The organism is Paraburkholderia sp. J94, assembly GCF_905220285.1.
GTDB lineage: Bacteria > Pseudomonadota > Gammaproteobacteria > Burkholderiales > Burkholderiaceae > Paraburkholderia > Paraburkholderia tropica_A.
Genome location: NZ_CAJMZH010000017.1, coordinates 35,431 through 56,381 on the forward strand (window position 1 = coordinate 35,431; position 20,951 = coordinate 56,381).

At 66.6% G+C, this 20,951-nt stretch carries 12 protein-coding genes; 5 read left to right on the forward strand and 7 right to left on the reverse strand.

Annotated features, from left to right (window positions below; all coding sequences use genetic code 11):
* The first annotated feature begins 245 nt into the window (after window positions 1-245).
* Window positions 246-1,721 carry an amidase gene (locus tag U4Y88_RS30155; RefSeq protein ID WP_321788421.1) on the forward strand — a complete coding sequence of 492 codons (1,476 nt, stop codon included), beginning with the start codon at window positions 246-248 and terminating at the stop codon, window positions 1,719-1,721.
* Between the two features lie 86 nt (window positions 1,722-1,807).
* On the opposite strand, the gene U4Y88_RS30160 is transcribed toward U4Y88_RS30155, so the two are convergent.
* The 4 genes from U4Y88_RS30160 to U4Y88_RS30175 form a co-directional block, all read right to left on the reverse strand.
* Window positions 1,808-2,647 (reverse strand): ABC transporter permease, encoded by an 840-nt coding sequence (locus tag U4Y88_RS30160; protein ID WP_224013763.1) that lies wholly within the window; start codon window positions 2,645-2,647, stop codon window positions 1,808-1,810.
* Window positions 2,648-2,660: 13 nt separating this feature from the next.
* A complete protein-coding gene (locus U4Y88_RS30165) occupies window positions 2,661-3,938 on the reverse strand; it encodes an ABC transporter permease subunit (RefSeq protein ID WP_321788605.1) in 1,278 nt (425 codons plus the stop codon).
* Window positions 3,939-4,051: 113 nt separating this feature from the next.
* The gene (locus U4Y88_RS30170; protein WP_224013785.1) at window positions 4,052-5,077 is read right to left on the reverse strand and encodes an ABC transporter substrate-binding protein; all 1,026 of its coding nucleotides are present in this window, start codon (window positions 5,075-5,077) and stop codon (window positions 4,052-4,054) included.
* Between the two features lie 88 nt (window positions 5,078-5,165).
* A complete protein-coding gene (locus tag U4Y88_RS30175; protein ID WP_321788423.1) occupies window positions 5,166-6,269 on the reverse strand; it encodes an ABC transporter ATP-binding protein in 1,104 nt (367 codons plus the stop codon).
* A 173-nt stretch (window positions 6,270-6,442) separates the two neighbouring features.
* On the opposite strand from U4Y88_RS30175, the gene U4Y88_RS30180 reads away from it, so the two are divergent.
* Together U4Y88_RS30180 and U4Y88_RS30185 are read left to right on the forward strand one after the other, a co-directional pair.
* Complete coding sequence (locus tag U4Y88_RS30180) at window positions 6,443-7,972, forward strand: PLP-dependent aminotransferase family protein (RefSeq protein WP_321788425.1); 1,530 nt, start codon at window positions 6,443-6,445, stop codon at window positions 7,970-7,972.
* A gap of 195 nt (window positions 7,973-8,167) precedes the next feature.
* A complete protein-coding gene (locus U4Y88_RS30185; protein WP_321788427.1) occupies window positions 8,168-8,656 on the forward strand; it encodes a GNAT family N-acetyltransferase in 489 nt (162 codons plus the stop codon).
* A gap of 82 nt (window positions 8,657-8,738) precedes the next feature.
* Here the strand turns inward: U4Y88_RS30185 and U4Y88_RS30190 are convergent, their stop codons facing one another.
* Window positions 8,739-12,533 (reverse strand): DUF748 domain-containing protein, encoded by a 3,795-nt coding sequence (locus tag U4Y88_RS30190; RefSeq protein ID WP_321788429.1) that lies wholly within the window; start codon window positions 12,531-12,533, stop codon window positions 8,739-8,741.
* A gap of 343 nt (window positions 12,534-12,876) precedes the next feature.
* Window positions 12,877-14,310, reverse strand: coding sequence for a DUF1254 domain-containing protein (locus U4Y88_RS30195; RefSeq protein WP_321788431.1), 1,434 nt, complete (start codon window positions 14,308-14,310; stop codon window positions 12,877-12,879).
* Between the two features lie 330 nt (window positions 14,311-14,640).
* On the opposite strand from U4Y88_RS30195, the gene U4Y88_RS30200 reads away from it, so the two are divergent.
* Together U4Y88_RS30200 and U4Y88_RS30205 are read left to right on the forward strand one after the other, a co-directional pair.
* Window positions 14,641-17,238, forward strand: coding sequence for a heavy metal translocating P-type ATPase (locus U4Y88_RS30200; RefSeq protein ID WP_321788433.1), 2,598 nt, complete (start codon window positions 14,641-14,643; stop codon window positions 17,236-17,238).
* A gap of 409 nt (window positions 17,239-17,647) precedes the next feature.
* Complete coding sequence (locus U4Y88_RS30205) at window positions 17,648-19,669, forward strand: Cache 3/Cache 2 fusion domain-containing protein (RefSeq protein WP_321788435.1); 2,022 nt, start codon at window positions 17,648-17,650, stop codon at window positions 19,667-19,669.
* 136 nt (window positions 19,670-19,805) lie between these two features.
* Here the strand turns inward: U4Y88_RS30205 and U4Y88_RS30210 are convergent, their stop codons facing one another.
* Window positions 19,806-20,684, reverse strand: a complete 879-nt coding sequence (locus U4Y88_RS30210; RefSeq protein ID WP_321788437.1) for a peptidylprolyl isomerase — start codon at window positions 20,682-20,684, stop codon at window positions 19,806-19,808.
* Window positions 20,685-20,951: the final 267 nt, after the last annotated feature.

Here is a 20,951-nt window from a genome sequence, read left to right on the forward strand (position 1 = left end):
GACGCATGCGCCCCAATTCCGGGGCCGGCCGATCCGCGAGAGGCGCTATTGTCGTCACCGCGATTACAAAATGCAAACGGTGCAGGCAGGCGCAGACGACGCAGGCCGGCAAGGCCCGCCAGGCGGCAACCGTTGATTCACGCGGCAACCAGCCGTGCGCTTTCGCTCGCACGCGGGCCAGGCGACAATGAACCGGACCCCGCTCCAGCCGCCCCATCCGTCACCATCTTCACCGAGAGTCACGCATGAATCAGGCATTGCCCTCCTCCGCCCCGCTCACGCCGCACGACATCGTCGCCGCCGATGCGCTCGAACTATCGCAATGGATCCGCCTGCGCAAAGTCTCGTGCCGCGAAGTGATGCAGGCCTTCCTCGACCACATCGCGCGCGTGAACACGCCGGCCAATGCCATCGTGTCGATGCGCGAACGCGGCGCGCTGCTGGCCGAAGCGGACGAGCGCGACGCGCAGCTCGCGCGCGGCGAGTATCTCGGCTGGCTGCACGGCATCCCGCAGGCGCCGAAGGATCTCTCGGCAACGGCAGGCCTCGTCTCGACGCAAGGCTCGCCGATCTTCCGCGACGAAGTGCCGAAGGCCGACGCGCTGATGGTCGCGCGCCTGCGCGCGCAAGGCGCGATCTTTATCGGCAAGACGAATTCGCCGGAGTTCGGGCTCGGCTCGCACACCTACAACACGGTGTTCGGCACGACGCTCAACGCCTACGATCCGAGCCGCAGCGCGGGCGGCAGCAGCGGCGGCAGCGCCGTCGCGCTGGCGCTGCGCATGCTGCCGGTCGCCGACGGCAGCGACATGATGGGCTCGCTGCGCAATCCCGCGGGCTGGAACAACGTGTTCGGCTTCCGTCCGTCGCAAGGCCGCGTGCCCAACGCGCCCGCCGTCGATCTGTTCTACAACCAGCTCGGCAGCGCGGGGCCGATGGGCCGCAGCGTGCCCGACCTCGCCATGCTGCTCGCGACGCAAGCGGGCTACGACGCGCGCGCGCCGCTCTCGCTCGGCGACGATCCCGCGCAGTTCACGGCACCGCTCGCGCGCGATTTCGGCGGCACGCGCATCGGCTGGCTCGGCGATTACAGCGGCTATCTGCCGATGCAGGACGGCGTGCTCGCGCTCTGCGAGACGGCGCTCAAGGACTTCGGCGCGATCGGCTGCGCGGTCGAGGCCGCGCGTCCCGACTATCCGATGGAAAAACTCTGGGATTGCTGGCGCACGCTGCGCCACTTCTCCGTGGCGGGCACGCTCGGCGCGCTCTGGCGCGACCCGGCGAAGCGCGCGCTGCTCAAGCCCGAAGCGCAATGGGAAGTGGAAGGCGGGCTCGCGCTCTCGGGCGAGGACGTGTGGAACGCGTCGGTCGCGCGCAGCCAGTGGTACAACGCGCTGCTCGCGCTGCTCGAGCGCTACGATTATCTGGCGCTGCCGAGCGCGCAACTGTTCGCCTTCGATGCGAACGAGCATTGGCCGAAGTCGATCGCGGGCCGCGCGATGGACACGTATCACCGCTGGATGGAAGTGGTGATCGGCGCGAGTCTCGCGGGCCTGCCCGTGGTCAGCGTGCCGGCCGGCTTCAACGCGCAGGGCCAGCCGATGGGTCTGCAACTGATCGGCAAGCCGCGCGCCGATTTCGCCGTGCTGCAACTCGCGAATGCCTATGACGAAGCCACGCGCTGGGTGAAGCGGCGCGTGCCCGCCAGCCTGGGCGCATAACGCGATCGAATGTGTGTGTGCCGGCCAATGAAAAAGCGGCGCATCTGCGCCGCTTTTTCTATTTCACCGCCTGTTTCAAGTTATTTTCAGGCCTTGACCGCGCGCGCCGCATTACGCCCGCGCAGCCACTCGAGCGCCAGCAGCAGGCAGGTCGAAAACACGATCAGGATCGTCGCGAGCGCGGCAATCGTCGGGCTGATGTTTTCGCGGATGCCGGTGAACATCTGACGCGGCAGCGTCGTTTGATCGGCGCCCGCAAGGAACAGCGTGACCACAACTTCGTCGAACGAGGTCGCGAACGCGAACAGCGCGCCCGAAATCACACCCGGCGCAATCACGGGCAGCGTGATGCGGAAGAACGTCGTCACCGGATTCGCGCCCAGCGAGAGGCTCGCGCGCACGAGATTGTGATTGAAGCCCGCGAGCGTGGCCGACACCGTCGTCACCACGAAGGGCACGCCCAGCGACGCGTGCGCGAGAATCAGCCCGATATACGTGTTGGCGAGACCGAGCGGCGCGAAGAACAGATACATGCCGACGCCCACCACCACCACCGGCACGATCATCGGCGAAATGAGGATCGCCATCAGCACCGACTTGCCGCGGAAGTCGGCCTTGTTCAGACCGATGGCCGCGAGCGTGCCGAGCACCGTAGCCACCACGGTGGCGAGCGGCCCGACGATGAAGCTGTTTTTCGCGGCCATGCGCCACTCGTCGGACATCACGAGGTTTTCGTACCAGCGCATCGACCAGCCCGGAATCGGATAGACGAGGAAGGTGCTCGACGAGAACGAGAGCGGCACGATCGCCAGCACGGGCAGGATCAGATACAGCAGCGTGAGCACGGCGAGGCCGCGCAGCGTGAAGTACCAGATGCGTTCGATGCCCGACGTATGCGGCGCAAAAAGCGGTTTCGCGAATTTCATGGCGTGGCCTCCGTTAGCCGAGGCTCAGGTTCGTGCGCGTGAAGCGCACGTAGACGAAATACAGCACGGTCGTGGCCGCGAGCAGCAGCGCGCCGAGCGAGCACGCCATGCCCCAGTTGATCGACACGTTCGTGAAGTACGCCACGTAGTAGCTCACCATCTGGTCGGCCGGGCCGCCGAGCAGCGCGGGCGTGATGTAGTAGCCGATCGAGAGGATGAACACGAGCAGCACGCCCGCGCCGATGCCCGGATAGGTCTGCGGCACGTACACGCGCCAGAAGGCCGCGAACGGATGGCTGCCGAGCGAGACGGCCGCGCGCTGATACGTCGGCGGAATCGCCTTCATCACGCTGTAGAGCGGCAGCACCATGAAGGGCAGCAGAATGTGCGTCATCGAGATATAGACGCCCACGCGGTTGAACAGCAGCGAGAGCGGCGACGAAATGATGCCGGTGCCGATCAGCGCCTTGTTCACGAGGCCTTCGCTTTGCAGGATCACGATCCACGCGGCCACGCGCACGAGAATCGATGTCCAGAACGGAATGAGCACGAGGATCATCACGAGATTCGCGCGGCGCTCGGAGAGCGTCGAGATCCAGTACGCGAGCGGATAGCCGAGCGCGAGCGCGAACAACGTGACGAACACGCTGATCACGAAGGTGCGGCCGAAGACGGAGAGGTAGATCTGCTGGTCGGGATCGGCGGGCACGATGCTGCCGAACGCGTCCTGCTTGTGGTCGAGCGAGGCGAGCAGATAGAACGGCGAATAGCGCCCGCTGTTCTTCGCGATGGCCTGCCAGTACGCGACGTCGTTCCAGCGGTCGTCGAGTTCGACGATTTTGGCGCGCGTCTGCGCGGGCGTGAGCGTGAGCGGCTTGCCGTCGTCGTCGGCGAGCGGCATGGCGCGCGCGGTCTTCGCCACCAGCGAGCGGTAGCCCGCGATTTCCACGTTCAGGCGGCGCGCGAGCGCGCCCATGGCGTCGCCGTCCTGCACCGCCGTGAGGTCCTGCGCGAGCGCGGCATAAGCCGCGTCGGGCGGCGCGCTCTTGCGGTCCCAGCTGTGCAGCGCCGCGACCGTGTGCGGCAGCGCGGTGGCCACTTCGGGATTCTGCACGGCGCGCGTGAGCAGCGCCGCAATCGGCACGACGAAAATCAGCAACAGAAAGATCGCCAGCGGCGCGATCAGCAGCAGCGCCATCGTGCGCTTCTTCGCCTGCGCGAGGCGCAATTCGCGCTTGAGGCGCGCGCTCGATTCGCCTGCGTTGTCGGCGACGTTGGTCGCGGTCGTCATCGTTGTCACATCAAGTCTCCTGCACTGCCTCCGTTGCCGCGCGGCGCGCCCTGCTCGTTGCAAGGTGCGCCGCGCCACGGATACTTCAACGGTTCATGCGCCGATTCAGGCTGTTACTTCGCGGCCCACGAGGCGAAGCGCTGCTCCAGTTCGTCGCCGTGGTCGGTCCAGAACGTGAGGTTCTGCTGCACCGCGTTCTTGCCGTTGGCCGGCGAGTTCGGCAGGTTTGCCAGCGTCTTCTCGTCGAGCGCCTTGATGGCGTTCTGGTTCACCGGACCGTAGGCGATGTGCTTCGCGTACTCCTGCTGCGGCTTCGGCGAGAGCGTGTAGGCGATGTACTTGAGCGCCGCGTCCTTGTTCGGCGAGCCCTTCGGAATCGCCCAGTAGTCCAGATCGTAGATGCTGCCGTTCCAGACGACCTTGAGGTTCTTGCCTTCGCGCTGCGCCGCGTCGATACGGCCGTTGAAGGCCGTGGACATCACCACGTCGCCGGCGACGAGGAACTGCGGCGGCTGCGCGCCCGCTTCCCACCACTGGATGTTCGGCTTCAGTTCGTCGAGCTTCTTGAACGCGCGGTCCTGGCCCGCCTTCGTCGAGAGCACCTTGTAGACGTCCTGCGGCGCGACGCCGTCGGCCATCAGCGCGAATTCGAGGTTGTACTGCGCGCCCTTGCGCATGCCGCGCTTGCCCGGGAATTTCTTCGTGTCCCAGAAGTCGGCCCAGCTCGTGGGCGCGGTCTTGAGCTTGTCGGCGTTATAGGCGAGCGCCGTCGACCACACGAAGAAGCCCGCGCCGCACGGCTGCTGCGCGGCCTTCATGAAGTCGCTCTTGTTGCCGAGCTTCGACCAGTCGAGCTTCTCGTACAGGCCTTCGTCGCAGCCGCGCGCGATGTCGCCGGTTTCGACTTCCACCACGTCCCAGTTCACGTGCTTGGCTTCGACCATCGCCTTGACCTTGGCCTGCTCGCCGTTGTACTCGACGACCGTGATCTTGGTGCCCGACTGTGCCTGGTACGGCTCGTTGAAGGCCGCCTTCTGCGCGTTGCCATTCGCGCCGCCGAAGTTCACGACCGTGAGTTCCGCCGCGTGCGCCGCGCCGAACGAGAGTGCGAGCGTGGCCGCGACCGCCGCAACGCGCATGTTGCCGATCTTCTTCATGGTGAGTCCCTTCTCCTTGGTGGTTTGTCTTGCCGGGCCCTTCAGCACGAGAGGCGTGGCCCGGTCGTCTTCACGCGAACACGCGCAGATGTTCGGGCGCAAACTCGAGCGCGACCGGCTGGCCGGGCGCGAAACCGGCGAGCGCTTCGGTGCCGAGCGGCACCTTCACGAAGCACTCGTCCTGCTGGGGCAAACCGCAGCGCATGCGCACGTGGTCGCCGTAATAGATCAGACTGCGCGCCTCGCCCGCGATGGCGTTCGAGCCGTTCACAGCGCCGTTCACAGCGCCATTCGCGGAGAGTTTCATGCGCTCGGGACGAATGCACGCGATGGCGTCGGCGCCCGCTTGCGCGCCCGCGACGTTGCGGCCTTTGAGGCGCGTGCCGTCGGCCAGATGGATTTCGCAGAACTCGCCTTCGACCGAAGCGATCTTGCCGCGCAGACGATTGCTGTCGCCGATGAAGTTCGCGACGAACTCGTTGCACGGCGATTCATACAGACGGTCCACGCTGTCGAGCTGCTGCACGATGCCCTTGTCGAACACCGCGACGCGGTCCGACATGGTGAGCGCCTCGCCCTGATCGTGCGTGACGTAGACGAAGGTGACGCCGAGCTTCTCGTGCAGCGACTTCAGTTCGTACTGCATATGTTCGCGCAGTTGCTTGTCGAGCGCGCCGAGCGGCTCGTCCATCAGCACGAGCTTGGGCTGGAACACCAGCGCGCGCGCCAGCGCGATACGCTGTTGCTGACCGCCCGACAATTGCGCCGGATAACGCTTCGCGAAGCTTTCCATGCGCACCATCTTGAGCGCGTCGTTCACGCGCGCCGCGCGCTCGCCGGCGGGCACCTTGCGCACGCCCAGCGGATACGCCACGTTCTGCTCGACCGTCATGTGCGGGAACAGCGCGTAGTTCTGAAACACCATGCCGATGTCGCGCTTGTGCGGCGGCACGTTGTTGAGCAGCTTGCCTTCGAGGCGGATCTCGCCGCCGGTGGGAAACTCGAAGCCGGCGAGCATCATCAGACACGTGGTCTTGCCCGAGCCGGACGGCCCCAGCAGCGTCAGGAACTCGCCCTGATAGATGTCCAGATCGAGTTGCTTCACGACCAGCGTTTCGCCGTCGTAGGTCTTGCGCACGCCGCGAAAGCTGACGATCACGTCCGAGTGCTTCATCGCCCAGTCTCCTGTCTCTATTCCCGTATTGCCGCGAACCTTGCCGCGAACCGCCGATCCGGCGCGATTAAATAAATTCTGTCGCGACCATTAACCGGATCTGACGTGCGGATTACTATAGTCGGTCCCGGCTCTATCCAATGGAGCCATTTCATTATTCCTGATGGAACCACTTGGTCATGGTCATTTTGTCCGACTGGCTGGCCGCGCAGCTTGATAAGAACGACGTCGAACCCGTCTACCGCCAACTGCTGCGGCTGATGCAGCAGGCCATCCTGACCGGCAAGCTCGCGCCCGGCACCAAGCTGCCCAGCTCGCGCACGCTCGCGGGCGACCTCGGCATCGCGCGCAATACGGTGCTGCACGTCTACGACCAGTTGAGCGCCGAAGGCTACGTGCTCTCGACCACCGGCAGCGGCACCTATGTGGCCGATACACGCCCGGACTCCGCCGCCGTCGGCCCGCGCGTCGCCGCGCCTGCGCCGGACGGCGCCGAAGGCAGCGCCGCTTCCGCCGAACCCGCGACGTGCCCGCGCGGCGACATGTCCGTGCGCGGCCAGCGCCTGATCGACGAAGCGGGCGTCTCCGCCAAGCAATGGGGCGCGTTCATGCCCGGCGTGCCGGACGTGGCCGAGTTTCCCGCGCGCACCTGGAGCCGCCTGCAATCGCGGCTCTGGAAGTCGGCGAGCCACGACCTGCTGACCTACGCGCCCGGCGGCGGCTATCGTCCGCTGCGGCGCGCGTTGTCCGACTATCTGCGCGTCGCGCGCTCCGTGCGCTGCACGCCGGACCAGATCATCATCACGACAGGTATTCATCAGTCGATCGACCTCGCCGTGCGCCTGCTCGCCGACCACGGCGACCGCGCCTGGGTCGAGGAGCCGTGCTACTGGGGCGCACGCAGCGTGCTGCAAGCCTCGGGCATCAAGCTCGCGCCGATTCCTGTGGATGCCGAAGGATTGAATCCGCGCGAATCGGATCTGCGCCATCCGCCGCGCATGGCGCTCGTGACGCCGTCGCATCAGTATCCGCTCGGCATGGTGATGAGCCTCGCGCGGCGGCGCACGTTGCTCGAATACGCGCGTCAACACAAAGTGTGGATCATCGAGGACGATTACGACAGCGAATTTCGCTACGGCAGCCGGCCGCTTGCGTCGCTGCAGGGGCTCGATGAATCGGATCGCGTGATTTACGTGGGCAGTCTGGGGAAGATGCTGTTTCCGGGCTTGCGCATGGGCTATATGGTGGTGCCGGAGCGGCTTGCGGCCACGTTTCGCACGGGCGTGGCGGAGCTGTATCGCGAGGGGCAGTTGATGCAGCAGGCCGTGCTCGCGGAGTTCATCATGGATGGTTATCTGACTTCGCATGTGCGCCGGATGCGCACGCTGTATGGCGAGCGGCGGCAGTTGCTGATCGATGCGGTGACGCGGCATTTCGGTGACGCGTTACCCGTGATGGGTGATGAAGCCGGGCTGCATTTCGTGTTAGGTCTGCCCGAGCATTGCGATGATCGCGAGGTCACGGCGGCGGCTTATGACGCAGGTGTGATCGTGCGGCCGCTGGCTTCTTATTATCTCGGCAAGCAGCAGCGTAAAGGATTGCTAACAGGTTATGCGTGTGTGCCGCATGAGCATATCGAGCCCGCGTTCGCTACGCTTGCAAGGGTGATCGAGAAGTATGCGTTTGGGAAGCGGGCGGCTTGAATTCGGTGGTTGTGCGGCGGTGCCTTGACAGCGGCTATTGTGGTTTCTGGAGCAGCCCATCCGTCATTTTTTTAAGTGATAGACTCAAAAACGACAGGAAGGTTGGGTCGATCAGAAACTGCGACTCGTCGGCAGGACCGATGCGGACGACTATGTTTAAGCCTGGAGAGTGGAAGTGAAGGGACGACGCCCAGTATGAATATTCGCTTAGCCGTTAAAGCTGATTTTGACGCCATGTGGCCCATCTTTCAGCAGGTTGTCAGTGACGAAACCACTTACGTGTTTGCCCCGGACACCCCTTACGAGGACGCTTTCGCCTACTGGTTTGGTCCTGGCGTTGTCTCCTACGTCGCAGAGGATGATGGGCAAATCGTGGGCATGTATCTACTGACGGCCAACCGGCGAGACCTGGGCAACCATGTCGCCAACGCCTCGTTCATGGTCTCGCCTGGACACAGCGGTAAAGGTATTGGCCAGAGATTGGGATTGCACTGCTTGCAGGAGGCCAGGAAAGCCGGTTATGAGGCGATGCAATTCAACTTTGTGATCAGCACCAATGAAGCCGCAGTCGCGCTTTGGCAGAAGCTGGGTTTTTCGATTGTGGGAACGCTGCCCAAGGTATTTCGCCACCGAAAATTGGGCTACGTCGATGCCTATGTCATGCATCGCTTCCTGACTGATTAACGACGGATTCAACCGCCACTCCCCCGCATTCCACAAAAAAAAGCGCGCCAAAATTGGCGCGCTTTTTTTCATCCTGATCGGCTTACTTCAACCCAAAATCCACCCGCGTCGTCGCGCCCTTATCGTCGATACCCTTCGCATCGAGTTTAGGCGCCACCACGAACACGCGGCTCGGATCGACCTTCCCTTCAAAATACTGCTGCACCGCCTGCGCGCGCTTCTGCGCCAGCTCGCGCAGCGTGGCGTCGTCCACCGGCGCGTGTTCCGCGAGCGCCTGCTTCATATCGTCCTCGGGCAGCGTCTTCGTCAGCCCGATCATATTGCGCGGCTTCTTGAAATCGCCCGCCTTATAGGCCTTCTCCAGATACTTGCCGTACTCCTTCGAGTCGACCTTCACTTCCGACGTATCCACGCTTTCGCCGTTGCCCACGGTGTCCTTCACCTTCTGCTGGCGCACGAGACGATCCACGTACTGCTCGCGCAGCGCGGGCGTATCGACAGCCGGATCGACGCGGCCGATCAAATCGATCTTGATCGACGGCTTGTCGTCGAGCGCCTTGGCGATGGTGTCGAGCTTCTTCGTGTCGGCGTCGCTGAGCGTGGCCGTGCCCGGCGCGAACTCCACGTAGCCCAGTTCCTCGCCGCTGCCGCCGAACGCATTCGCGAGCAGCGAGAACGGCGCGGTCACGGCCTTCGCGATCAGGTTCAGCACTGCCTTCCAGATCAGCCCGCCGATGCTGAACTCGGGATTCGCGAGCGAGCCCGAAACTGGAATGTTCACGTCGATTTCGCCGCGCCGGTTATTGAGCAGCGAGATCGCGAGCCGCACCGGCAGCTTCGTGGCCGTGTCGTTCTGGACGTGATCGCCGAACGTCAGCTGGTCGATGAAGATATGGTTGTTCGCCGTGAGCTGATCGTCGGCGAGCTGGTAATGCAGGTCGACGTTGAGCTTGCCCTTGGTGATCGGATAGCCCGCGTACTTCGCGGAATACGGCGTGAGGTTCGTCAGCTCGATGTCGTGCGCGCTCGCCGTGAGATCGAGCGACGGCTTGGCGATCAGCGGATTCACCGTGCCCTTGATCGTGATCGGCCCGTTGGCCGCGAGCTTCGCCGAGACATCGACGGGCGCGGGCGTGGTCGACTCGGTGCCGAACGCGCCCACCGTGCCCTGAATCTGCACGAGATCGGCGGTGTAGTTCGGCTTGATGAAGTTGTCAGTGTAATTCACGCGGCCGCCTTGCAGCACAAGCTGGCCGAAGTGCAGGCGCACCGGATTCTTCGGCGGCTGCGCGGCCGTCACGGTCGCGGCCGCGCCCGACGCGGCAGCGGGCGCCGACGCCGTCTCGACCGGCGCGCTCGCGGCCTGCGGCGTGAGCGGCACCGGCTCGCGGCCGCCGCGCTGCGCGGCGCTGGTGTCGCGCGTGAGCGACTGCGCCTGACCGCTTTCGTGCGCCACCACGTCCCTGAGGTTCAGCTTGCCCTGCGCGTCGAGCAGCACGCGCCCGTAGAAGCCCGAGAAGGTCACGCGGCTCGCGTCGACATCGGTGCCGCGCGCGTCGTCGTAATTCGCCTTCAGGTTCGTGAGCGCGAGCGAGCGCCAGCCCGCGAACGGGTCGGAGGTCGCCTTGTCGAGCATGCGCACGTCCACGAGCGCCGCGTCGCCGCGATAGTTCGCGCGCGTCGCCTTGCCCTGCTCGACCGAGAGTTGCCCCTTCATGTTGAGCAGCGCGCTCGCGATCACCGCGTTCAGCTGGCTGCCGAAATACGGCTCGAACGCGGCGGCGTCCAGACGGTTCGCGTCGATCTTCAGTTGCGCCTTCAGCGGCGTGGGATTCACGTCGCCGTTGAGCGCCAGCGTGCCCTTCTTGTTGACGGTCGCCTTCAGCTCGATCGGCAGCGCATGCTTCATGTCGTCGCTGATCTGCTGGACCTTGAGGTCGAGCGGCGCGATCGAAAGCTTCACGGGGCGCGGCGTGGTGCTGTCGGTGAAGTTGACCGAGCCGCCGTTCACGCTCACCGAGTCGATCTTGTAGTGCCACGTCGGGCCTTCCTCGACCGACTTCTGCGCCGCGCGGATCGCCGTGCGCTGCGGCGCGGCCTGGTGCGTGTCCGCCAGCGCCATCAGATCGATCTTGCCGTTCTTCAGGCGCTCGGCGTTGACGGCGAGACCCGTCGCATCCACCGACGCGATCTGCGCCGTGCGGGCCGCCAGATCGACCTGGGTCAGCTTCACGGTGCCCTTCGTGAGCGCGAGCGCGGGCGTCTTCGCGCCGCGCGCGGCGACTTTGATCGCGTCGAGATTGAGCGTGCTCGTGCCGACCGTCACGGCGGCGGGCTGCTTCGCCCAGTTCGCGTTGATGGTGGAATCGAGGCTCAGCTTGCCGTCGACGACCTGCGCGGGCGTGACGTTGTCGATATACGGTTGGAGCGGCGGCAGGCCGATCGCGTTGAGCGCGATCTTCGCGTCGGCGGTTTTCGCAGCCATGCCGAAGTTGCCCGAGACCTGCACCGTGCCGCCATCGGGCGCGGCGAGCGCGAGCGTGTAGGCGGCGGGCTGCTTTGCCGTCGACGAGAAATTGGCGAGCGTCGCCGTGACGTTGCCGAGGTCGAGCCGCACGGGCCGCGCGGCGGCTTCGTCGTCCACGTGCAGCGTGCCGCCCGTGAGCGCGAACTGGCGGATCGAGAGATCGAGCGGCGGCGCCTTTTCAGCGCTCGCGGCGTTCGCGGCGGTCTGCGCGCCCGACGCCGCAGCCGCGACGCTGGCCGACGCGCCGCTCGCCGCCGCAGCGGCCTCGGCCTTCGCGGCGGGCGCGTTGGCGAGCTTTTCGAGGCTCAGCACGCCGGCCTTGTCGCGCGCGACCCAGAGCGTCGGCGCGTCGATGCGGATCTGGTCGAACTGATAGCGATTGGCGAACGGCTCGAGCGCATTCGCCGCCACGTGCAGGCTGCGCGCGTTGAGTAGCGGCGCGCCTGCGTTGTCGCTGGCGTCGATATCGTTGAGGTCGGTCGTGCCCGAGACGCGCAGCGTCGGCTTCTCGCCCGACATCACGAAATCGAGCTTGAGATTCGTCGAGAGCTTGCCGCTTTTCAGCGTGACCGGCAGTTTCGACGGCGAGTAGGTGAGCAGCTTCGGCACGTCGAGATCGGCGAGCTGCAGTTCGACTTCCGACTCGCGCGAGGCGGCGAACGGCTTGGTCTTGCCGTCGATGGCGAGCGTGCTCGCGCCGTCGATGCGCGCGCGCAGCATCGGCTGCACGAAGATATCGGTCTTGGACGGCAGCGTGGCGATGAACGGAATGCCCAGCGTCCAGCGGTCGATCACGTGCTTCTCGTTGAGCAGGCGGTCGTCGAAGGTGATCTGGCCGTTCTCCACGCGGATGTTCGAGACGGAGAACTCGGCGGGCTTGCTGTCCGGCTTGGCGGACGGCTTCGAGAACTTGTCGATCAGGTCCGAGAAGTTGAAGCGCTGCGCATCGAGACGCACGATGGTCGCGCGCGGCGAGTCGAGCCGCACTTCGTCGACGATGGGCGCGAGGCGGAACAGCGACGACCACGACGGCTTCACCACGAGCCGTTCGACGTCGAAGAAGTCGCCCTGGCCGCCGCGCTCGCCGATATGCACGCGATCGGCTTCGAGCCGCAGCGTGTACGGATTGAGCGCGATGCGGCCGATCGTGACGGGGCGGTCGAGCTGCTCGCTCAACTGTCGTTCGGCCAGGTGGCGGATCAGCGGCGGCGCGGCGAAGAAGCCGAGCAGGCCGAACACCACGAGGAAGATCAGGACGCCCGTGAAGATGCGCCGGGTGCGGGGCGCGCGCGCAACGGCGCGTACCGATTGCAGGGAAGTCGTCAGCGATGCTTTGTTGATGCTTGCCATGCTTGCTGGCCAATGACGCGGCAAGCGATTGCCGCGGAGTGAAAGACTGGGGCGATTTTGTCGGAAAAGTCCGACAGCCGGAAGTATAGGCCCGATGCCATTTCACGCGGCGGTAAAACGCGCGGCGTCGTGGGTTTTGCGCATGGCACAGTGCGGCGCGGCGCTCTCTGCGCGCATGCAGCGCGCGGCCAGGTAAGAGGTTTGTTGGCGTCAGCGAGCGGACGAGGCGCGCTTCGGAGCGGCGACGTTCGTCGAGATGAAATGCAACGGCGGCGCACATCCCAGGAAGGATGGCGCCGCCGTTTCATGCGCGAGTCATCGACTCGCGAAGGTCACTGACAGGTCACTGACGCTCGACCGCGGGCGGCTGCCACGAGCCGTCGGTCGCTTGCGGCTTCGGTGCGTAGAGGCGCAGCACGAGGCGGAAATCGCCCTTCGGCACCGGCACCCAGTTGACGCCGCCGCGCGGACGCTCGGCGCTCACGTGGACGTCGAGCGAGCCGTCGCGGTTGCGGCGCGCGCCGTTGCGGTCGCCGAACGCGACGCGCACCGGGCCGTCGCCGTCGAGCGCGCCGTCCGTCGTGTAGGCCGTGATCGACCAGAAGCCGCGCACCGGCGGCAACTGCTTCGCCGTGAAGTGGATCACGTAGCGGTTCGCGCCGTTGAGCGCGTGGCCGTCGCTGTCCTGGGCGACGCGCGCGCGCACTTCGTCGAGGCTCGTCGGCAGGCCCGGCGACGTGTAAGCCGCGTAGGCGCGCAGGGCGTAGTCGGGACCGTAGTTGCCCGAGTCGTCGCCGATCCAGAGCCAGCCGTTGCCCGCCAGCAGATTCGCGGGCGGCGTGGCGACGCGCGTGCGGCCGTCCGCGAAGCCCGCCGCCACGAGCGCGGCGTCCTTCGAGCCCGACGGCAGCTGCGCCGTCTCGCCCGCGTGCACGCCGATGTCACCGAGAATCTTGATCGCGTGCGGATCGTCGGGCATCGACGGGTTGTCGTCGATCGCCTGCGCGAGACGCGTGAAGAAACCGTTTGCATCGAGCGCCGCGACCTGCGCGCCCGGCGTGCCCGTGGCGACCGGATCGCCGCTCAGGCCAGCGCCCGCGTCGGCGTCGGCTTGCGCGCCGCGCTTACCGCGTTCGTCCCAGGCCGACAGCGGCGCCACGCGGATGCCATGTTGCAGACGGCGCACCGCCGCGAGATCGCCGCCGCCGCGCGTCTGGATGCGCGCGAGGAACCACACGTAGCGCGTGCTCACTTCGATGCGCTTCACGCGCGCGGGCAGCGTGCCTTGCCAGCCGGCGGGCACGAACGCAATCGTTTGCGCCTTCTGACCGGCGACGCGCTCCTTCGGCGGCGCAGCCGTCGACCAGACGACATTGGTCCACATGTCGAGCGCGCGGGCATCCATATAGCGGCCGTGCGTGTCGGGCAGCGCGACGATCACCGGCTCGCGGCTCACGTCGAACCAGCCGGACGAGGCCAGCGTGTCGAGATTCGGTTCGGGCGGGCTGGAGGCGCCGACGGGCGGCAGCGATTGCGCGTGGCGCAGCGTGTTCGGCGCGGCCTGGCCGGGCGCGCTGCCGGTGGCGGCTTCGCGCGAGACGTCCATCAGGACGAGCGGATAGCCGAACACGTAGGAATCCGACACCTCGTCCTTGACCCAGCCGTTGCTCTTGGGCGCGACGCCCGCGGGCGCGGAGGCGCAACCGGCAATCAGCGCGATCCCCGCCAACGCGGCGCAGGTGCGGATAAAGGGAAACTCTCGGCGTTTTCTTTTCATTTGTAGATATAGGTGCGAAGCAGGGGCGGTCCATGAAGTGACGTCGACCGGCTTCCGACGCGGCGCGCGGCCCCCCCAAGGGCCGTGGTCTCGTGCGCGCAGCAGGGTGCCATGCCGCCGGGTGGTATCGTATCGCCCGCGCCTTGCCGTGAAAAGTCTGACGGACGTAAATATGCTTTGTGGGGCGTGGGGGGATTGGCGGGCGGCGAACTGGCGCCAAAACGCGCGCCGTGCGGCAAAATCGCCCCCTTGACCTTCCCATCATGGGAACGTAGATACTGCGTCAGGTCGAATCGTTATTGCGCGTCATCGTGTTCGCGCCCCACCATCATGAACGAACCTCTCGTTGCCGACACCGCCGCCGCCAGCCGCGTCGCCGAGCTTGAAATCCACGGCATGACCTGCGCCTCGTGCGCGATGCGTGTCGAAAAAGCGCTGGCGAAAGTGCCGGGCGTCACGCGCGCGTCGGTGAATCTCGCGACGGAAAAGGCCACCGTCGAAGCCACGGCCGACGCCGATGCCGATGCCGATGCCGACGCCGCCGCGTCCTCGTCTTTCGTCGACCGCCTGGTCGCCGCCGTCGAAAAGGCCGGCTACGAAGCCGCGCCTGTCCCCGGCGAAGACGCCCCCTCCGACTCCCCCGCCACCGCGCATTTCGCCATCGGCGGCATGACCTGCGCCGCGTGCTCGAACCGCGTCGAGAAAGTGCTCGCCAAAGTGCCCGGCGTGGCCAGCGTCAGCGTGAATCTCGCGACCGAGGAGGCCGCCGTCACGCTGAACGGGCCGCTGTCCGGCGAACTGAGCGACCAACTCGTCGCCGTCGTAAAAAAGGCCGGTTACGAGGCCACGCCGATCATCAAGGACGCGCCCGCCGGCTCAGCCGCCGATGCCGCCACGGACTCCCCCGCCCACGGCGGCGCCCCGTCGCGCGCCGCCGCCGCCGAGGACGCCGCGCGCCGCGAACTGCGCGCCGTGCTGATCGCCGCCGTGCTCACCGCGCCGCTCGTCGTGCCGATGTTCGGCCACTGGCTCGGCCTGCACGGGATGCTGCCCGCCGCCGCCCAGTTCGTGCTCGCGTCGATCGTCCAATTCGGCTTCGGCGCGCGCTTCTACCGCGCCGCCTGGAAGGCCGTGCGCGCGGGCGCGGGCAACATGGATCTGCTGGTCGCGCTCGGCACCTCGGCCGCGTGGGGCGTGAGCGTCTACGCGATGCTCGCGCATCCCGGCGAGACCGCGCATCTCTACTTCGAGGCGTCGGCGGTCGTGATCACGCTGGTGCGCTTCGGCAAGTGGCTCGAAGCGCGCGCCAAGCGCCAGACCACCGACGCCATCCGCGCCCTCAACGCGCTGCGCCCCGAGCGCGCGCGTCTGCGCGAGAACGGCGCGGAGCGCGAGGTGCCGCTCGCGCAGGTGCGCGTCGGCGCGATCGTGGTCGTGCGGCCCGGCGAGCGTCTGCCGACCGACGGCGTCGTGCTCGAAGGCCGCAGCCATATCGACGAATCGCTGATCACCGGCGAAAGCCTGCCGGTGCCGAAGGAGCCGGGCAATCCCGTCACCGCCGGTTCGATCAACGGCGAAGGGCTGATCGCGGTGCGCACGACGAAGATCGGCGCGGAAACCACGCTCGCGCGCATCATCCGCCTCGTGGAAAGCGCGCAGGCGGAGAAAGCGCCGATCCAGCGTCTCGTCGACCGCGTGAGCGCCGTGTTCGTGCCCGCGATCCTCGTGATCGCCGCGATCACGCTGGGCGGCTGGCTGCTCGCGGGCGCTTCCGCCGAAACCGCGATTCTCAACGCCGTGGCCGTGCTTGTGATCGCCTGTCCGTGCGCGCTCGGGCTCGCCACGCCCGCCGCGATCATGGCGGGCACCGGCGTCGCGGCGCGCCACGGCGTGCTGATCAAGGACGCCGAATCGCTCGAAACGGCTCACAACGTCGGCGTGGTCGCGTTCGACAAGACCGGCACGCTCACGCTCGGCCAGCCGTCGCTCACGGCGTTCGAACCGGCCGCCGGCTTCGCGCGCGACGAGGCGCTCGCGCTCGCCGCCGCCGTGCAGCAGCACAGCGATCATCCGCTCGCGAAGGCCGTCGTGAAGGCTTACGCCGACGCCTCGCAAGGCGCGCCGCTGCCCGCCGCCGCCGAGGCGCGCGCGGTGCCCGGTCGCGGCGTGCAGGCGCAGGTCGAAGACTGGCGGCTCGCGATCGGCAGCGCGCGCTGGGTCGCGGAACTCGCGCTCGACGTGCCGTCCGCGCTCGCGGCGCGCGCCAGGTCGCTGGAGGCCGAAGGCAACACGATTTCGTGGTTGATCGGGACGCGTTCCGCTGCACAGCCCGATGCACAACCGAACGCACAACCCGACACCGTGCTCGCCCTGCTCGCATTCGGCGACACCGTGAAGCCGACCGCGCGCGACGCCATCGCGCGTCTGAAGTCGATGGGCATCCGCAGCGTGCTCGTGACCGGCGACAACGCGGGCAGCGCGCAAGCCGTCGCGGCGGAACTCGGCATCGACGAAGTCCACGCGCAGGTGCTGCCCGACGACAAGGCGCGCACGATCCGCGACCTCAAGATCCGCACCGGCTCGATCGTCGCGATGGCCGGCGACGGCATCAACGACGCACCCGCGCTAGCCGCCGCCGACATCGGCATCGCCATGGCGACGGGCACCGACGTGGCGATGAACGCGGCGGGCATCACGCTGATGCGCGGCGATCCGGCGCTCGTGGCCGCCGCCATCGACATCTCGCGGCGCACGTGGCGCAAGATCCAGCAGAACCTCTTCTGGGCGTTCATCTACAACCTGATCGGGATTCCGCTCGCCGCCTTCGGCCTGCTCAATCCGATGCTCGCGGGCGCGGCGATGGCGTTCTCCAGCGTGAGCGTGGTGACCAACGCGCTGCTGCTGCGAACCTGGCGCGACAGACGCTGAAGCGCCCCGCTTCCCCAAGCGCTCACCTCTTCCAGTCAAGCGCGCGATGGCCACCGCCGTCGCGCGCTTTTTTTCGTCCCACTATTTCGCTTTCCCATTTATTGCACAGATTGCAATGCGTTATTTTCGTGTGCGAAGTATTCGCGGTTGCGTGCTAACGCCGCGCTAACGCGCGATTATTGCGACAAATGCATTGTGCACGCGCAGTGCGGCGCGTTATTCATCTGAAGATATAACGCAAAAATCGCGCTTTTCCCGCGCATTTCCTGCTCTCCACGCCGATTTTCGTTGCGCGCGCGTGCATTTTTTCGCTCACCCCTCAAGGATTCAAAAAGCTGGCCGTAAATCGTTTGCCAGCGCTTCGAAAGCGCCCGGTCCCTCCGCTTTATTCTTTTCAGGAACCGCTTCAATGATTCCATCCGTCCAGCGACGCACGAGCGTCGGCGTGCGGCTCGCGCTGCGTTCGTGCGTGCTCGTCGCGGCGATCTTCGCGGCCTTCACGTGGGCGCTCACTCACAGCGCCGCCACGCAGGTCGGCGACCAGGTGCGCGCGCGCATCGCCGAGAAGGACCGTTCGGTCGCCTCGACGATCGCCCTCATCGACAGCGCGCTCGACGCCGAAGTCGACCGCTCGATGTCGCTCTTTGCGAGCTTCCTGCCCGGCGAGTTCGCGCTCGATCCCACCCAGACCGTCGACATCAACGGCAAGGCCACGCCGACTTTCAAGGTCGGCGACCATGTGCTGAACCTCGACTTTTCGATTCCCGATCAATTCCTCGCGCGCAGCGGCGCCATCGCGACCGTGTTCGCGCGCAGCGGCGACGACTTCGTGCGCGTGACGACCTCGCTGAAAAAGCAGGACGGCTCGCGCGCGATTGGCACGCTGCTCGACCGCAAAGGCCCGGCTTACGAGCCGATCGTCGGCGGGCGCAGCTTCGCGGGCCTCGCGCAGCTGTTCGGGAAGCAGTACATCACCGAATACCGGCCGATCACGGATGCGAGCGGCAAGGTGATCGGCGCGTTGTTCGTGGGCGTCGACGTCGACAAGCAGATCGATGCGATCAAGTCGGAAATCGGCAAGCTCAAGCTCGGCGAAACCGGCTATTACTTCGTGCTGGATGCGTCGAACGGCGCCACGCGCGGCAATTTCCTCGTGCATCCCGCCGACGCGGGCAAGCATTACGACGACGCCAACGCGCCGTACACGCGCATGCTCGACGCGGGCGAAGGCACGTTCGAGTTCACCGGCGCCGACGCCTCGCTCGGCGAGCGCGACTCGCGCGCGAAACTGGTCTCGTTCGTGAGCGCGCCGCAATGGCAATGGCTGGTGGGCGGCGTGGTGCCGCGCGACGAGATCATGGCCGAGGTGAACGCCACGCGTAACCGCTTCGCCGCGATCGGCTTCGTGCTCGTGGTGCTGTTCGCCGCGCTCTCGATCTACGCGGCGCGCCGCATGGTGAGCCAGCCGCTCGACGCCGCCGCGCACGCCGCGGGCCGTCTCGCGGCGGGCGACCTCACGGTGCGCATCGGCGCATCGCTCGATTCGCGCGGCACGCAATCGACGCATGCTTCATCCGTGGCGCACGACGACTCGCAAACGCAAGGCGCCGACGAAATCGGCCGCCTCACGCGCGCGATCGACGGCATCGGCGTGGGCCTCGCGCAAATCGTGTCGCAGGTGCGCAGCGCAAGCGCGCAGATGAGCGACGGCACCTCGCGCATCGCGCAAGGCAGCGGCGAAATCGCCGAACGGATCGCGAGCCAGGCGAGCAGCCTCGAAGAAACGGCGGCGAGCATGGAAGAAATCACCTCGACCGTGCAGCAGAACGCCGATCACGCGCAACGCGCCAACACCGTGGTGACGGGCGCCGCCGACGCCGCGCTCGAAGGCGGCCGCGCCGTCGAACGCGTGGTCGCGACGATGCAGGACATCAGCCGCGCCTCGCAGAAGATCGGCGACATCACGAGCGTGATCGACGGCATCGCGTTCCAGACCAATATCCTCGCGCTGAACGCCGCCGTCGAAGCCGCGCGCGCGGGCGAGCACGGCAAGGGCTTCGCCGTGGTGGCGAGCGAAGTGCGCGCGCTCGCGCAGCGCAGCGCGGCCGCCGCCAAGGAGATCGCCGAACTGATCACCGAATCGACCTCGACCGTCGATACTGGCTACCGCATCGCGGGCGAAGCGAGCACGACGATGCGCGACATCGTCACGCGCGTGGAGGAAGTGCGCTCGATCATCGCCGAGATCAGCGTGGCGTCGCGCGAGCAGTCGGGCGGCATCGAGCAGGTGAATATCGCCGTCTCGCAGATCGGCGAAGCCACGCAGCAAAATGCCGTGCTGGTCGGCGACGCCGAACGCGCCGCCGCCGCGCTCTCCGAGCAGGCCGCGACCCTCGCGGAACTCGTGAGCGTGTTCAAGGTGCGGGGATAACGGCGCTTAGGTGAGCTTAGGTGCGCTCAGGTGCGCTTGAATGCGCGCCTGCTGAAACGAAAAAAGCCGGACGGTGCGCGATGCGCCGTCCGGCTTTTTTATTCGATGCGAAGCACGCCGCTTCGCGACTCGCGCCTTAGCGCACGATCGTCGCGCGGCTCGCGAGCGCCTGCACGCGCTGGTTCACCGCAGCGTCCAGCGACTCGGCCTTCAGTTGACGGCGGATTTCCTCCTTCACCTCGGCGTAGCTCTGCACCTTCATCGGACGCTTGTCCTGCAGCTTGACGACGACCCACGCGTCGCCCGACTTGACCGGTTGCGGCGCGACACCGCCCACCTGCAATTGCGAGATGGCCTGCGCGACTTCGGTCGGCACGCCGCGCGTCTTGCCGTCGACCACGGGCGTCTTGAAGCTCACCCACGGCATCTGGCCGCCGTTCGCCTTCGACGGCGCCACGCTGTACTGACGTGCGAGCGCGTCGAATGCCTGCCCCGCCTTCGACTGCGCGATCACGTTCTGCGCGGCGGCCTGATCGGCGACGACGATCAGTTGCGGCTTGAACTCGTTCTGGCCGAGTTCCGCGTTCACGGCGTCGTAGCGCGCCTTGATCTGGCGCTCGGTCGGCTCAGCCGGGTGCACGTTCGCTTCCAGCCACGCGCGGACCGCGACGTCGGTCTTCTCGCCTTCGGCGGCCTGAGCGACTTCGGGACGCGTGTCGAAATGGTCGTGCACGGCCTGCTGACGCAGCAGCTCGCGCGCGATCAGGCCATCGCGCAAGGCAACGCGCAGTTGCGGCGCGTCGGGCGCGCCATTGGCGGCGACCTTGCGTGCAAGCTCGTCGAGCGCCGACTGCGGAATGGCCACGCCGTTGACGACGGCAATCGCCCCGGCAGGCAGCGCCGACGACGACGCGGCGGAGGGTTCGCCCGCCGCGTGCGTGAGCGTGGGCAGCGCGGTGCTGACCGCCACGGAGGTGAAAGCGGTCACGCACAGGGTGCGGATCAGGTTGGACATGCGGATCACTTCGGAACTCCAAGGTTTGAATGCGGAGGCGCTTCGCGGCGCTGGCCGGATTGTCACGGCGAATCGAGCGAATCTAGCGGAGATTCGTTTCGGAATGCGTCAGCAATTGTCAAAGCGCGCGAGTTCCTACTTTGAGCGTGACTTAGGTCAGCATAAAAATCGGCCTGCTTCGTGGCCTGCTTCGTGGCCGTTTTGAAGAACGGCTTAAGGATCAAGGCCCTGGCGAAGATGCGGACAGCTTGTCCACAGGGCTGCCAA